The sequence below is a fragment of the Gordonia jacobaea genome (genome assembly GCF_965344965.1).
Lineage (GTDB): Bacteria > Actinomycetota > Actinomycetes > Mycobacteriales > Mycobacteriaceae > Gordonia > Gordonia jacobaea.
Genome location: NZ_CBDRLS010000001.1, coordinates 165,754 through 179,497, shown reverse-complemented (window position 1 = coordinate 179,497; position 13,744 = coordinate 165,754). Strand labels below are relative to the sequence as shown.

At 65.2% G+C, this 13,744-nt stretch carries 16 protein-coding genes; 12 read left to right on the top strand and 4 right to left on the bottom strand.

Annotated elements, in window-relative coordinates; all coding sequences use genetic code 11:
- Positions 1 to 29: 29 nt before the first annotated feature.
- Positions 30 to 422 (bottom strand): hypothetical protein, encoded by a 393-nt coding sequence (locus ACRVY7_RS00820; RefSeq protein ID WP_431815641.1) that lies wholly within the window; start codon positions 420 to 422, stop codon positions 30 to 32.
- Between the two features lie 163 nt (positions 423 to 585).
- Between ACRVY7_RS00820 and alr the strand changes: the two genes are divergently transcribed.
- From alr to tsaD, 6 genes are read left to right on the top strand one after another with little or no spacing between them, the layout of a single operon-like run.
- Positions 586 to 1,788: an alanine racemase gene (gene alr, locus ACRVY7_RS00815; protein ID WP_431815640.1), complete on the top strand. Its 1,203-nt coding sequence runs from the start codon at positions 586 to 588 to the stop codon at positions 1,786 to 1,788.
- A complete protein-coding gene (locus ACRVY7_RS00810; protein ID WP_431815639.1) occupies positions 1,785 to 2,912 on the top strand; it encodes an alpha/beta fold hydrolase in 1,128 nt (375 codons plus the stop codon). Before alr ends, ACRVY7_RS00810 begins: the two co-directional genes overlap by 4 nt.
- Positions 2,909 to 3,361, top strand: coding sequence for a tRNA (adenosine(37)-N6)-threonylcarbamoyltransferase complex ATPase subunit type 1 TsaE (tsaE, locus tag ACRVY7_RS00805; RefSeq protein ID WP_431815638.1), 453 nt, complete (start codon positions 2,909 to 2,911; stop codon positions 3,359 to 3,361). Before ACRVY7_RS00810 ends, tsaE begins: the two co-directional genes overlap by 4 nt.
- A complete protein-coding gene (gene tsaB / locus ACRVY7_RS00800; RefSeq protein WP_270485853.1) occupies positions 3,354 to 4,055 on the top strand; it encodes a tRNA (adenosine(37)-N6)-threonylcarbamoyltransferase complex dimerization subunit type 1 TsaB in 702 nt (233 codons plus the stop codon). Before tsaE ends, tsaB begins: the two co-directional genes overlap by 8 nt.
- Complete coding sequence (gene rimI / locus ACRVY7_RS00795) at positions 4,052 to 4,549, top strand: ribosomal protein S18-alanine N-acetyltransferase (RefSeq protein WP_431815637.1); 498 nt, start codon at positions 4,052 to 4,054, stop codon at positions 4,547 to 4,549. The genes tsaB and rimI overlap by 4 nt, the downstream gene beginning before the upstream one ends.
- Positions 4,546 to 5,595 carry a tRNA (adenosine(37)-N6)-threonylcarbamoyltransferase complex transferase subunit TsaD gene (gene tsaD / locus ACRVY7_RS00790; protein WP_431815636.1) on the top strand — a complete coding sequence of 350 codons (1,050 nt, stop codon included), beginning with the start codon at positions 4,546 to 4,548 and terminating at the stop codon, positions 5,593 to 5,595. Before rimI ends, tsaD begins: the two co-directional genes overlap by 4 nt.
- Here the strand turns inward: tsaD and ACRVY7_RS00785 are convergent, their stop codons facing one another.
- Complete coding sequence (locus tag ACRVY7_RS00785) at positions 5,596 to 6,006, bottom strand: MarR family winged helix-turn-helix transcriptional regulator (RefSeq protein ID WP_049699808.1); 411 nt, start codon at positions 6,004 to 6,006, stop codon at positions 5,596 to 5,598.
- A 99-nt stretch (positions 6,007 to 6,105) separates the two neighbouring features.
- On the opposite strand from ACRVY7_RS00785, the gene ACRVY7_RS00780 reads away from it, so the two are divergent.
- The 3 genes from ACRVY7_RS00780 (at position 6,106) to groL (ending at position 9,826) form a co-directional block, all read left to right on the top strand.
- Complete coding sequence (locus ACRVY7_RS00780) at positions 6,106 to 7,626, top strand: MFS transporter (protein ID WP_431815635.1); 1,521 nt, start codon at positions 6,106 to 6,108, stop codon at positions 7,624 to 7,626.
- A gap of 171 nt (positions 7,627 to 7,797) precedes the next feature.
- Positions 7,798 to 8,097 carry a co-chaperone GroES gene (gene groES, locus ACRVY7_RS00775; RefSeq protein ID WP_005174150.1) on the top strand — a complete coding sequence of 100 codons (300 nt, stop codon included), beginning with the start codon at positions 7,798 to 7,800 and terminating at the stop codon, positions 8,095 to 8,097.
- A gap of 115 nt (positions 8,098 to 8,212) precedes the next feature.
- Positions 8,213 to 9,826, top strand: a complete 1,614-nt coding sequence (groL, locus tag ACRVY7_RS00770) for a chaperonin GroEL (RefSeq protein WP_431815634.1) — start codon at positions 8,213 to 8,215, stop codon at positions 9,824 to 9,826.
- Between the two features lie 133 nt (positions 9,827 to 9,959).
- On the opposite strand, the gene ACRVY7_RS00765 is transcribed toward groL, so the two are convergent.
- On the bottom strand, positions 9,960 to 10,256 hold the full coding sequence (locus tag ACRVY7_RS00765) for a WhiB family transcriptional regulator (protein ID WP_005174148.1): 297 nt from the start codon (positions 10,254 to 10,256) through the stop codon (positions 9,960 to 9,962).
- 452 nt (positions 10,257 to 10,708) lie between these two features.
- On the opposite strand from ACRVY7_RS00765, the gene ACRVY7_RS00760 reads away from it, so the two are divergent.
- From ACRVY7_RS00760 to ACRVY7_RS00750, 3 genes are all read left to right on the top strand, one after another.
- Positions 10,709 to 11,512, top strand: a complete 804-nt coding sequence (locus tag ACRVY7_RS00760; protein WP_431815633.1) for a hypothetical protein — start codon at positions 10,709 to 10,711, stop codon at positions 11,510 to 11,512.
- A gap of 61 nt (positions 11,513 to 11,573) precedes the next feature.
- The gene (locus ACRVY7_RS00755; protein WP_005207924.1) at positions 11,574 to 12,161 is read left to right on the top strand and encodes a sigma-70 family RNA polymerase sigma factor; all 588 of its coding nucleotides are present in this window, start codon (positions 11,574 to 11,576) and stop codon (positions 12,159 to 12,161) included.
- Entirely contained in the window at positions 12,145 to 13,080 is a 936-nt protein-coding gene (locus tag ACRVY7_RS00750) for an anti-sigma-D factor RsdA (protein ID WP_431816367.1), read from the top strand. The genes ACRVY7_RS00755 and ACRVY7_RS00750 overlap by 17 nt, the downstream gene beginning before the upstream one ends.
- A gap of 152 nt (positions 13,081 to 13,232) precedes the next feature.
- Here the strand turns inward: ACRVY7_RS00750 and ACRVY7_RS00745 are convergent, their stop codons facing one another.
- Positions 13,233 to 13,622: a DUF5319 domain-containing protein gene (locus ACRVY7_RS00745; protein ID WP_049699806.1), complete on the bottom strand. Its 390-nt coding sequence runs from the start codon at positions 13,620 to 13,622 to the stop codon at positions 13,233 to 13,235.
- Positions 13,623 to 13,744 lie beyond the last annotated feature (122 nt).

Below are 13,744 nucleotides of genomic sequence, written 5' to 3'. Positions count from 1 at the left end.
TCAGGGAGCTTTGCTGAAGACGGCCCTTGCTAGAAATTCAGGTAGAAGGCAAGGACTGCATGCCCGATCAGATTCAGGCCTGTGACCACCCATGCCGTGACGATCACCCAGGGCGCGCCGAGATGGCGTGTCTGCGAGATGACGGTGAGCGCGAGTGCCGCGAGCGTCATGATGCCCGAAGCGACGATGAGGCCCACTGTGACCGCCAGCAGAGCGACTCCGACATACCCTATGGCGTTGCCGGCTTCGGCGCCGCTGATGGTGAGGACAAATCCGAATAGCCCCGCGAGTTCGGCCAGCGGTAAGACGCCGATCGACACCGCGTTGAGCACGAATGACCAGGCGAGCACAGCCCTGCTCGGCTGAGCGGCTCCGACATTCGGCATCGGGTACGAAGTGGGGTGGTAGGGCACGAATGTCATCGGGAACCTCCGGTGAGCAGGGAGTTGGGGGATTGGCGTGAGCGCCACGGTCCAGTTCACTCGCCGGTCGCCGCGTGCGGATGCGGGAGACTACTCACCTGCGTGGTGGGAATCGCTCGAGTGTGCCGCCGACCACTCCGTCGGATCTGGGACAATGGTCGCGATGACCTCACATGATTCGACGCCCGATGCGCCGGTGGCTGCCGAGACCGGCCTTCCCGCAGCGCTGACGGCGTTCATCGACCTCGACGCGATCGCCCACAACGTGGGTGTCGTCCGCGCGGCGGCCGGTACGGACGTGATCGCCGTGGTCAAAGCGAATGGCTACGGTCACGGCGCCGAGCCTGTTGCGCGTGCCGCGCTGGCGGCGGGCGCCACAGAACTCGGGGTCGCCCACATCGCAGAGGCGCTCGCGCTGCGCGAGGCAGGTATCGACGCGCACATCACGGCGTGGCTGCACACCAACCATGCACCGTTCGACGCCGCGATCGGCGCCGACATCGACGTCGCGCTGTCGTCGCGGCGCCAACTTGCCCTGGTCGCCGACGCCGCGCGCCGTCTGGGACGAACTGCCACCGTGACCGCCAAGGTCGACACCGGCCTCAACCGCAGCGGCGTCGCCGCGGACGAATGGGCCGACTTCGCCGACGACCTGGCCAAAGCGAATGCCGACGGGGCCGTGCGGGTACGAGCGATCATGTGTCATCTCGTGCGCGGCGACGAACCCGAGCATCCGCTGAACTCGCAGCAGGCCGAACGCCTCGATGCCGCTGCCGCTGACCTCGTGCGGCTCGGAAGTCCCGCCGAGGTGATGCACATCGCCAATTCGCCTGCCGCACTGACACGTCCGGACCTGGCACGCGACCTGGTTCGTCCGGGCATCGCGCTCTACGGATGCACTCCGATTCCGCAGCGCGGCGACTTCGGGTTGGTACCAGCGATGACGTTGCGGGCCGAGGTTGCTCTCGTCAAGAAACTTGCTGCGGGGCAGGGTGTTTCGTACAACCATCACTGGACGTCGGATCGCGACACCGTGATTGCTGTCGTCCCCGCAGGCTATGCCGACGGTGTGCCGAGATTGCTGTCCAACCAGATGCGGGTACAGGTCAACGGTCGGGGATTTCCGCAGGTCGGTCGAGTGTGTATGGACCAGTTCGTCATTGATCTCGGACCAGACGGAGGCGGGGTCGCCGAGGGCGATGTCGTCGAATTGTTCGGCGCCGGAACGCGTGGCGCTCCCATCGCGCGTGACTGGGCCGATCAGATCGGCACCATCGACTACGAGATCATCACCGGCATCGGCGCTCGAGCGCATCGGCAGTACGTCGGTGGGGGAGCCGTGGCCGGCAACGTGGGGCACCGGTGAAGCCGTACGAACGGGTTGGCCTCGTGGCGGGTCTCGGAGGTCTCGGAGCGCTGGGCGGGTTGGCCGTCGCGGGTGCCGGACGTGCGCTGGCCCGGCGTCGTGTCGACGCACTCGACGATCCCTATGCGGGAATCGATTTCACCGCCATCTACTCCGACGAGCCGTCGACTGTCACCACCGACGACGGGCTGGCGCTCGCAGTGCGCACCGTCGACCTCGGGGGCATCGCGCCCGGCGAGAAGCCGGAGCTGACAGTGCTGTTCGTGCACGGCTTCAGTCTTCGTATGGCGTCGTGGCACTTTCAACGATTCGACCTCGCCGAACACTGGGCCCAACGGCGAATCCGGTTGGTGTTCTTCGACCATCGCGGACATGGGAAGTCCGACGACGCGCCCCCCGACACCTGCACGATCGCACAACTCTCCGACGACGTCGCGGCCGTGATGCGGACCGTCGCACCGTCGGGACCTGTTGTGCTGTGCGGACATTCGATGGGTGGCATGTCGATCATGGCGCTCGCGCGACGCCACCCGGAGCTCTTCGGTCCTGACGGGCCCGTGGCAGGCGTCGCGCTCGTCGCCACCGCCGCACGTGGACTGACCGAGGCGGGTCTCGCGCGCGGGCTGCGCAACCCCCTCGTCGACGCGTTCCGCGCGACTGTTCGACACACCCCGCGCGTGATCCAAGCCGGGCGCGACCTCACCAGGCTGGTTCTCGAGCCGGTCCTCGTGTCGGCAAGCTTCGGGCCCGACTTCCACAGCCCCGCACTCGGTCGGGCCGTGGAGAAGATGATCCAGAACACGCCGATCTCCACTGTCGTGAGTTTCCTGAATGCGTTGGAACACCACGACGAATCGATGGGCCTGCCGGTCATCGCCGCCGTGCCAACGGCTGTCGTCTGTGGAACCGCCGACCAGATGACACCGCTGCCCAACTCACTGCACATGTTCGGCGACCTCGGCGACGACTCCCGACTCGACATCGTCGACGGCGCAGGCCACATGGTCTTGATGGAGCAGCCCGACCGGGTGACCGACGCCATCGCCGACCTCGTCGAACGGTCGCGGGCAGCGCGCCCGCAGCCTCGGCGTCGTCGAATCCCGTTGTTGGGCAGGCGACGATGAGCGACACCGATGATGTCCAGACTCGTGAGCTGGCCGATGTCGCCGACACCGAGGCATTGGGAGCCGAACTGGCACAAGGCCTCTCGGCAGGTGACGTCGTCATCCTCGACGGGCCGCTCGGGGCGGGTAAGACGGCACTGGCACGCGGTATCGCCGCGGGTCTCGATGTCGTCGGCCGGGTGTCGTCGCCGACCTTCATCATCGCTCGTGAGCACAAACCCGGGTCGCCCGACCGTCCGGGGATGGTGCACGTCGACGCGTACCGCCTCGGCGGACTCGACGAACTCGACGCGCTCGACCTCGACACCGATCTCACGGACGCGGTCGTCGTCGTCGAATGGGGCGAAGGCGTTGCGGAGCGTCTCGCAGACCGGCACCTGCTGGTGCGCTTGCAGCGCGATCCCGATACCGATGTCCGTCACGCACAATGGAGTTGGATAGATGGATGAGATGACGGTGCTCGTCATCGACACCGCGACCGATGTGGTGGTGACCGGCGTCGGGACGGTCGACGGTAGTGGTGTGCGTGTGTTGGCCGACCGTGCGACGGCCGACCACCGGCGGCACGCGGAAGTGCTGACGACGCTGATGTCGGAGGCACTCGACGAGGCCGGTGTGCGCCGAGACGGGCTCGACGCTGTCGTGGTCGGTTGTGGCCCAGGACCTTTCACGGGTCTACGGGTCGGTATGGCGACCGGCGCCGGATTCGGCGACGCGCTCGGTCTTCCGGTGTACGGGGTCTGCTCGCTCGACGCGATCGCCGCCGACGCCGCGCAACACTTTCCGGCCGGATCGTCGATGGCTGTGGTCACCGACGCGCGACGCCGCGAGGTGTACTGGGCGCGTTACCGCGACGGAGCGCGGATCAGTGGTCCCGACGTGTCGGCACCCGCGGTGGTAGCCGAATCGCTTGCGGCGCAGCCGGTCGACGTCGCGGCAGGCTCGCCGAGTCATCTCGAACTGTGCGGGTGGCAGGGAGAGCCGTCGCTGGTGACAACGCCGACGGTGCGCGGCCTGCTCCTGGCAAGCGCGGACGACGTCGTGACAGGCGCGGCGCCGGGACCGCTCGTCCCGCTCTATCTCCGACGCCCGGATGCCGTAGAACGAAAAGACCAGCGCGCCAAGGCGGTGACTCCGAAATGACCACCCACGAATTGCTGATCGACCGGCTCGATTATTCGGACATTCCACGGTGCGCGATGCTCGAGCGTGAGATGTTCGTCGGTGATTCGCCGTGGCCCGCAACCGCATTCCGTGCCGAGCTCAACGCGCCGTACAACCGGTACTTCGCGGCGCGCGAGACGCCAGGTGGCGAAGTCGTCGGATACGCGGGCATTTCGACGCTGGGCGGCGAGGGCAACTTCGAGTGCGAGATCCACACCATCGCAGTCGCGCCGAGTCATCGTGGTCTCGGCTACGGACGCGCACTGCTCGACGTGATGCTCGGCGTCGCCGATGCCGCGGACGCTCCGGTCTACCTCGAGGTCAGGACCGACAACGACACCGCGATTGCGCTGTACGAACGCAACGGCTTCGTCCGACGTGGTGTGCGCCGCAACTACTATCAGCCGTCCGGCGCCGACGCCTACACGATGGCGCGTCCCTCGGTGTCGGGGCGCGGAGGTGATCCCACATGATCGTGATGGGCGTGGAGAGTTCGTGCGACGAAACCGGAGTCGGGATCGTCGAGTGGACGCCGGGTGAGGGTGACGGGCCCGGCGAGGTGACGCTGCTTGCCGACGAGGTGGCCTCGAGTGTCGACGAGCACGCGCGCTTCGGGGGAGTGGTGCCCGAGATCGCCTCGCGTGCGCACCTCGAAGCGATCGTGCCCGCCATGCAGCGGGCGCGTGAAGCCGCGGGGATCGACAAGCCGGATGCCATCGCCGTCACCATCGGGCCGGGCCTCGCAGGCGCGCTCCTCGTCGGAGTTGCTGCGGCGAAGGCGTATTCGCTGGCGTGGGATGTACCGCTGTATGCGATGAATCATCTCGGCGGGCACGTCGCCGTCGACACACTCGAACACGGGCCGATGCCCGAATGCGTCGCACTCCTCGTCTCGGGTGGCCATACCCATCTCCTGCACGTCACCGATCTCGCCGACCCCATCGTCGAACTCGGCACCACGGTCGACGATGCTGCCGGGGAAGCCTTCGACAAGGTGGCGCGCCTGCTCGACCTCGGCTTCCCGGGCGGTCCCGCACTGGATAAGGCTGCGGCACAAGGCGACCCGCACGCAATCGAGTTCCCGAGAGGCATGACGGGGCCGCGTGACGCCCGCTACGACTTCTCGTTCTCGGGGGTGAAGACGGCGGTGGCGCGCTACGTCGAGAAGTGCCGCCGCGATGGCGTCGACGTTCCGGTCGCCGATATCGCGGCGTCGTTTCAGGAAGCCGTGGCAGATGTGTTGACACTCAAGGCGGTTCGCGCGTGCACGGACCTCGGCGTCGATACCCTGGTGCTCGGCGGCGGCGCGACGGCCAACTCCCGGATTCGGTCGCTGGCGCAAGAACGTTGTGCCGCAGCCGGAATCACGCTGCGCGTGCCGAAGCCGCGCCTGTGTACCGACAACGGTGTCATGATCGCCACGCTGGGCGCGCACGTCATTGCGGGGGGCGCGCAACCGTCACCGCTGACCGTGGCCACCGACCCGGGGCTGAGTGTGCAGGTGTCGCAAGAACGCTGATCAGCCCTCGCGCAACAGTTGCGGGCACCCATCCGTGAGCGACGCGAGGGTCTCGCGCTGCGTCGGGCGTGCCTGCGCATACCGCTGCTCGCCCGAGGCGGTCAGGGTGGCGAAAACCGAGCGTCGGTCTGAGGAACACATCGTGCGGACAACCAGCCCGTCCTTCTCCAGTCGGCCGACAACTCGGGAGAGTGCGCTCTGGCTCAGATGCACTCGGCTTGCCAGCTCGCTCATCCGGGCTTGATGGTCGTCGGCCTCCGCGAGCAGCTCGAGTACCTCGAACTCGCTCGATGAGAGTCCGTGCTTGGCCTGCAGCTCACGGTCGAGACTGCACAGAACCTTGTTGTAGCGGATCGACAGATCTCGCCACGCGGCAGCCAACTGGTCCTCAGAAGTCACCGCCTTGGTCATGCACCGCATCCTACCCTGCAACTGCAATATATGCTCCAGCAAAAGATTTGATGACAATTAATGTAGACGCATTGAATGCACATGCATATAGTTCCTCGCATGGCACACAACACACGAGACGTGGTCATCGCGCATCGGTCCGAGTCGTCGAGCGTCGACGATCGGGCACACGACATCAATCAGGCGGCTCCCGAACCGTCATCGGACCTTCACATCACCTCAGCGACAGGGTGGACCGGGAAGGTGTGGCTGCTGCTGGTGGTTCTGGCGGGAGCGCTCTTCCTCGACGGCCTCGACATCTCGATGGTCGGCGTCGCACTGCCGTCGATCGGCGAGGACCTCCACATGGGTCAGTCGCAGTTGCAGTGGATCGTGAGCGGATACGTTCTGGGCTACGGCGGTCTGCTGTTGCTGGGCGGGCGTGCAAGCGATCTGTTCGGTCGTCGCAGGGTGTTCCTGGTGGCACTGGGCGTGTTCGGCGTCGCATCTGTCGCGAGCGCCGTCGTCGACATCAATGCGGTCATCATCGCTCTGCGTTTCATCAAGGGGATCGCTGCGGCGTTCACAGTGCCCGCCGGCTTGTCGATCATCACGACGACATTCGCCGAGGGGCCCGCACGCAACAAGGCATTCAGTATCTACACCGTGTGCGGAGCGAGTGGCTTCTCGCTCGGCCTGGTCTTCGGTGGTCTGCTGACCGAACTCTCCTGGCGCGCAACGCTTCTGTTCCCGGGGCCCGTCGCGCTAGCGTTGCTGTTCGCCGGCCTGCGGGTGATCCCGACAGCGCCACGCACACCCATGCACTGGCGACAGTTCGACGCGCTGGGCGCTCTGACCAGCACCGGTGCACTGCTGTTGCTCGTCTTCGCGGTCGTGCGCGCTCCCGAGGTCGGGTGGACCGCAGCCGTCACGATCGCGAGTTTCGCCGCGTCGGCAATCCTGGGCGTCGCGTTCGTCGCCGTCGAACTTCGCCACCGACACCCGCTGGTGCGTCCGGGAATCCTGAGGTCGGCATTGCTGGTCCACGCGAACCTCTCCGGCGCGCTGATGTTCGGCGGCTACGTCGCGTTCCAGTTCGTCGTGACGCTGTATCTGCAGGACTCGTTGGGTTGGTCGCCGCTGGGAATGGCGCTCGCCTTTCTGCCGGCAGGCGTGATCGTTGTCGCGAGTGCGACACGGATGGATCGTGTCCTCGACAGAGTTCCGACGCCGCTTCTGCTCGTGGCCGGCTTCGCGTCATTCCTCGGCGGCTACCTGTGGTTCTCCCGTGTCCAGCCGGGTATGTCGTACGCCGAGTTCCTGCTGCCGACCATCATTCTGTTGGGCGTCGGGTTTGCGCTGACGTTCCCGTCGATCAACTCACAGGGCACCGCTGGCGTCGCCGACCACGAGCAGGGTTTGGCGTCCGGTCTGGTCAACACCAGCGTCCAGGTCGGCGGCGCAGTGATGCTGGCGATCATCACCGCCATTCTGGCCAGTTCGGGCGTCACGCAGCAGCCCGGTCAGTTGTTGGGCGGCATGTCGATGGCGATCTGGGTGGTCAGTGCGCTCGCGGTCGTCGGATTGCTCGGCGCGCTCGTGGCATCGTGGTGGTCGCGACGCCTCCCGGTCGGTGTCTGAGCCCCGTAGGGGAGACGTTTGCACCCGTGCCCCTTGAGTGCTGGCACTCTCACGTATAGAGTGCCAGTAGGCACTGAAAGTGAACCTCGGCCACCCGCGACGACGAGGTTTCGTGCAGGGCCCGCAAACACATACATCGTTTCTCAGATGAGAAAGTTGAGGACTCACATCGTGGCGAGCGTGAACATCAAGCCGCTTGAGGACAAGATCCTGGTGCAGGCTGTGGAGGCCGAGACGACCACCGCATCCGGTCTGGTCATCCCGGATACCGCCAAGGAGAAGCCCCAGGAGGGCACCGTCATCGCCGTCGGCGAAGGGCGTGTCACCGAGCAGGGCAACCGCGTCCCTGTCGACGTCAAAGAAGGCGACACCGTCATCTACAGCAAGTACGGCGGCACCGAAATCAAGTATGCCGGCGAGGAGTACCTGATCCTCTCGTCCCGCGACGTGCTCGCGGTGATCGGCAAGTAAGACCCCACGGACCAACGTGTGGTCGTTCCGCCCCGGGGTCTGTACGCAGACCCCGGGGCGGACTACGTTGTGCCCCCATTCATTTCCCCAGTAGAAGGCACTCAAGAAGGAAGTCATGGCCAAACAGATCGAATTCGACGAGAAGGCCCGTCGCTCACTCGAGCGCGGTATCGATCAGCTCGCTGACACGGTCAAGGTGACACTCGGCCCACGTGGGCGACATGTGGTGCTGTCTAAGGCGTTCGGCGGACCGTCGGTCACCAATGACGGCGTGACGATCGCACGCGACATCGAACTCGAGGACCCGTTCGAGAACATGGGCGCTCAGTTGGTGAAGTCGGTCGCCACCAAGACGAACGACGTCGCAGGCGACGGCACGACCACCGCAACCGTTCTCGCGCAGGCGATCGTCAGCGAAGGTCTGCGCAACGTCGCAGCGGGCGCGAGCCCCGTCTCGCTCGGTGCGGGTATCTCGAAGGCCGCCGACGCGATCAACGACGAACTGGTCCGCGTCGCAACGCCCGTCGAGGGCGAGAAGGCGATCGCTCAGGTCGCCACCGTCAGCTCGCGCGACCCCGAGGTCGGCGAGATGGTCGGCAAGGCGATGGCGACGGTCGGCACCGACGGCGTCGTCACCGTCGAAGAAGGATCGGGACTGCACACCGAACTCGTCGTCACCGAGGGCGTGCAGTTCGACAAGGGCTACCTCTCGCCCTACTTCATGACCGATCCCGACAGCCAGGAAGCGGTCCTCGAGGACGCCTACGTGCTCCTCTACCGCGAGAAGATCAGCTCGCTGCCCGATTTCCTCCCGCTGCTGGAGAAGGTCGCGCAGTCTGGCAAATCGCTGCTGATCATTGCCGAAGACGTTGAGGGCGAGCCGCTCTCGACGCTCGTGGTCAACTCGATCCGCAAGACCATCAAGGCCGTCGCGGTCAAGGCGCCGTTCTTCGGTGATCGTCGCAAGGCGTTCCTCGACGACCTCGCAGTCGTCACCGGTGGCACCGTGATCTCGACCGACATCGGACTCTCGCTGTCGACGACCGAGCTCGATCAGCTCGGCACGGTGCGTCGCGCTGTCGTCACCAAGGACACCACCACCCTCGTCGAGGGTGGCGGTTCGAAGGAGGCCGTAGCCGCACGTGCCGACCAGATCCGACGCGAGATCGACAACAGCGACTCCGACTGGGACCGCGAGAAGCTCGCCGAGCGGTTGGCGAAGCTCTCCGGCGGCATCGCCGTGATCCGCGTCGGCGCGCCGACCGAGACAGCACTCAAGGAGCGCAAGCACCGCGTCGAGGATGCTGTCGCCGCAGCCAAGGCCGCAGTCGAGGAGGGCATCATCCCCGGTGGTGGGTCTGCGCTCGTACAGGCGTCGAAGGTGCTTGATTCTCTCGCCGAGGGACTCAGCCAGGACGAGGCGCTCGGCGTCCGGGTCGTTCGCGATGCCGTGCGTTCGCCGCTGTACTGGATCGCCAGCAACGCGGGCGTCGACGGTGCCGTGGTTGTCGACAAGGTCGCACGCCAGGAGACCGGTCACGGCTTCAACGCCGCGACGCTCTCGTATGGTGACCTGCTGGCAGACGGCATCATCGACCCGGTCAAGGTGACGAGGTCGGCCGTCGTGAACGCGGCGTCGGCATCGCGGATGGTGTTGACCACCGAGGCCGCGGTTGCCGACGAGCCCGCCGGTGCGGCCGCAGATCACGGTCACGGGCACTCACACTGACCGAGCGGTGCTCGCGGTCTGATCTCTGACCGCATGTGACACAACTGCAAGAGGCAAAAAGGAGCCCGGGCCGACCAGATGGTCGGCCCGGGCTTCTTTGTGGTCTTGTCGTCTGCTGTGTGTGAGTGCTCGGTCAGCTCGCGATGCGACGTCCGACGCCGCGCTTCATCAGCATGCTGCGTTCGGACTCCGAGAGTCCGCCCCAGATCCCGTACGGCTCAGCGACTGCGAGAGCGTGCTCACGGCAATGCGCGATCACCGGGCACTGGTGGCACATTTCTTTTGCGCGACGCTCGCGCTGAGCTCGTGCCCGCCCGCGCTCGCCATCGGGATGAAAGAACATAGAGGAGTCGACGCCGCGACATAGGCCTTGCATTTGCCAATCCCAGATATCGGCATTAGGTCCGGGGAGGTGATTTGGCTGAGGCATGGCACGAACTCCTTTGATTCTCGAGGTACCGCTGCACTGCTCCGTCGGCCGCGAGACCGGCGGAACCACACTGGCGCATCGCCGCTATCGGCTGTGCATCGCAAACACTAGGCGGACGACGGAAACAGCGTCAATAGTGCCTCTTGAGGACAAGATCGTTCAAAAAATTCCATCGTTGTTAACGAAATGTTGTGTGGTTGGCCCGGGCTAGCACAGGCCAACCCTGCCACCTGCGGAGACCCTCGTCGGTGCCCGATGACGTGCCGTGACCTGCATGGATGCGGATTGATTTCGCTCTCTTCGAGCGAAAGTGCGATCGTAGGCGCGTGTGGGGCCGAGAACGCCGAGTAACACGAAGGAAATGTTCTCATCATGCGTACGTGACGTTGGCGTCGAATTAAAGAATTGTGACAACAGGTTAAATTCAGGAAAACGGAGACAATGGAAGTGATGTGGACCACGAGATTGTGTTGAATTCGCTGCGACAGCAATGGTGGGCGGCCGTCGAACGAGGAGGGCTCGGCGACGGGGCCGCAGCGCTGACCATGCTCGACCGGCTTCGTGCGCACGCCAGAGCGGTCGACGCCAGAGAGGTGATCTCCTTGGCGTTCAGTACCACGGCCTCACTACACCGACAGTCGGGTCGACACGACCTCGCCGTCGGGTTCGACGCCGCGGCGCTGGCTGCACTCGATGATCCCTTCGGCTCCACAGATCCGTGGGTTCGCGTTGCCGCGCACGACGCCGTCGTAGGGCTCGCGGCCGACAATCTGGGTCTGTTCCGATTCTCGGCCTCGGCTCGGCTGCTCATCCGGGCGCGAGAGCTGCACGACCGCCGCGACGTCGAGGAAGCGGGCTCCGACGCGTGGACGACTTTCGTCACCGAGGTCCGCCCGCGCGTGCGGGAGCGATGGGTCGGTGCTGAGTTGGCCATCTACACCGGCGACGCAGACCGGGCGCGTCGCCTTATCGGCGAGGCGCAAAAAATCATGGCCTCCGTCTCGGCGAATCATGAGCGTCATCACATCAAGACAGATCTCATCGCCGCGGCGTCCGCGATCGATACATCCGACGCGCTTGCCGTTGCGAGGGCATGTCTTCGGCGCGCGCAGGCAGGTGGATTTTTACCTCTGACCTGGGCGTCGTTGTCTTTGCTGCAAGGCCTCGGCGACACGTCGGATACAACGATTGCAAGCATCAACGCGTCGCATGACATGCTTGTGGATCGGGGGATGCCGTTCGCCGGCCGCTCGTAGATCCATCACGACCCGATTGATCAGGCAACACAAACGTGTAACACGGGAATCTCAACTGACGATGAAACTGACAGGTGTTGAGTTAGACGAAGCCGTCCGCGCAGCCGCGTCGGGCGACCGGGTCGCACTCACGTCAGTCCTCGAAAGTGTGCAGGAACCGATCGTGCGCTACTGCCGAGGGCGAATCGGTGTCGGAGAACGCCATTTGTTCTCCGCTGACGACGTGGCGCAGGAGGCCCTTATGGCTGTCATGACCGCGCTGCCCCGGTATCAAGACCAGGGGCGACCGTTCATGGCCTTTGTGTACGGCATTGCCTCGCACAAGGTAGCTGACGCCATGCGCGTCGCCGGTCGTGTGAAGGCTGACCCCGTCGAGCAGCTCCCCGAGGTTGTCCAGGTCACTGGAGGACCAGAGCAGAGCGCACTCGACGCCGACGCCAGCCGTGAGATGAAAGCACTCCTCGCGTTGATTCCGGAGAAGCAACGCGAAGTACTCATCCTGCGTCTGGTCGTCGGACTGTCCGCTGAGGAGACCGCAGAAGCCGTGGGAAGCACCCCCGGCGCGGTCCGCGTCGCGCAACACCGAGCTTTGGCCAAGTTGAAGGAACAGCTGAGAAAGGCGGGAGGACATGATGAACGACGAGCATGAGTCGCATCGTGGTCGCTCCGTGCCGGGTCGGCGGCAGTCGGGGGGCATGCATGACACCGGAACTGGTGCGTACAGAAATCCCACAGGGGAGTGGTCGACTCCCGACGACACGCCCGTGGACATCTCCGCGGTCCAATTCGACGACGCGTTCATCGACGCACTGTCGCACGACGTTCCGACGCCGACGCGCGATGACGTCGAGTACGAACTCGCGGGTCTGCTCTCCGCGTGGCGCCACGAGTCGCTAGCCGATCCGCTGCCGCTCGGCCCGACTGTCGCCGACGTCGAGAACGCGATCGCTGCGGAACGTCCGAGGGCTCGGACCCGTACCGTCGTGCGCACCCTGCGTATCGTCGCCGGGGCCGCAGCAGTTGCCATCGTCGCGGCAGCAGGGCTCACGGTGATGTCGCAGGGTTCCGAACCGGGCGACCCGCTGTGGAACGTCAAGAAGGTCGTGTTCGCGCAGGCTGCATCGGAAACGCAAGCCGCATACGACGTGCGTTCGAACCTCGAGAAGGCCGAAGCCGAACTCGCCGCAGGCAACACGCCTGCCGCGGAATCGTTGATCTCGCAGGCAGAGAATTCGATGGGGCCGGTTCGCGACTCAGACACTCGCTCACACATGGACGAGTGGATCGGACGCCTGCGAGCCGACACCGGGACAACCGTGCGCAGCGGTACCTCGGCAACGTCGCCGAACGGCGGAAACGTCGATACCTCCCAGGCGCGAACGTCGGAGCCGCAACAGCCGACCGACCCGCTCACGAGTCAGACAAAGCCCGAGACGACGTCGCCTCAGACGACTCCGCCTGAGACCAGCCAGACCCCGACGACCACAACCAAGCCGCCGACGACGACCACGACCACCACTACGGCGGCAAACGACGGTCCGTCGAGCAGCTGGCCACCGTCGAGCTGATCTGCGTCAGTCAGACGGATTAAGACCTTCGGTGTAGGACAGGTCAGTCGGGCGAGACAATCGAACAAGCCACGAGCTCCGCGATTGCGGCGCTCGTGGCTTGTTTCGTGATGTCAGCTGTGTGCGACGCCCGAGACGCTGTGCTCGGTATCTCAGCGGTCGTCGTCGATGTGATGGTGCGCGTCGGCATAGCCGCGGCAGTAGTCCCAGGTGACGTAGGCGTCGGGACGCGGATCGACAGCGGGCTCATGCGGCCGCACGGTTCCGTCGATCAATAGTTGAAGTAGGTTGGCGCGCAGCATGTCCCAGTCGTGGTAATGGTCTTCCTGGCAGTCGTCGCAGACGACGACGAGCCCACGAATCCCACGATGTGCCAGCAATGCCTCATAGACGGCGAGGTCGGCCAGATCCTCTTCGACCGCGAGCCGCTCACTCTCGTCCAAGGGGATGCCAGGCTCCATCGAATCCAGCATGGAAGCCGGATCGCTGGGGTCGTCGGCGAACGGGTCTGGTGGAAGGCCCGGTGGGAGATGATCACGCACGACTCCACCGTAACCGATTGCAGCGCACGGCTGCCGCAACGCTCCACAGTTTGTCTGCTGTCTGCGCCGACGCCGGACGCCCTTCGCTGCGGGCGAAATCAGCAGCCACCCTTTACCAGATA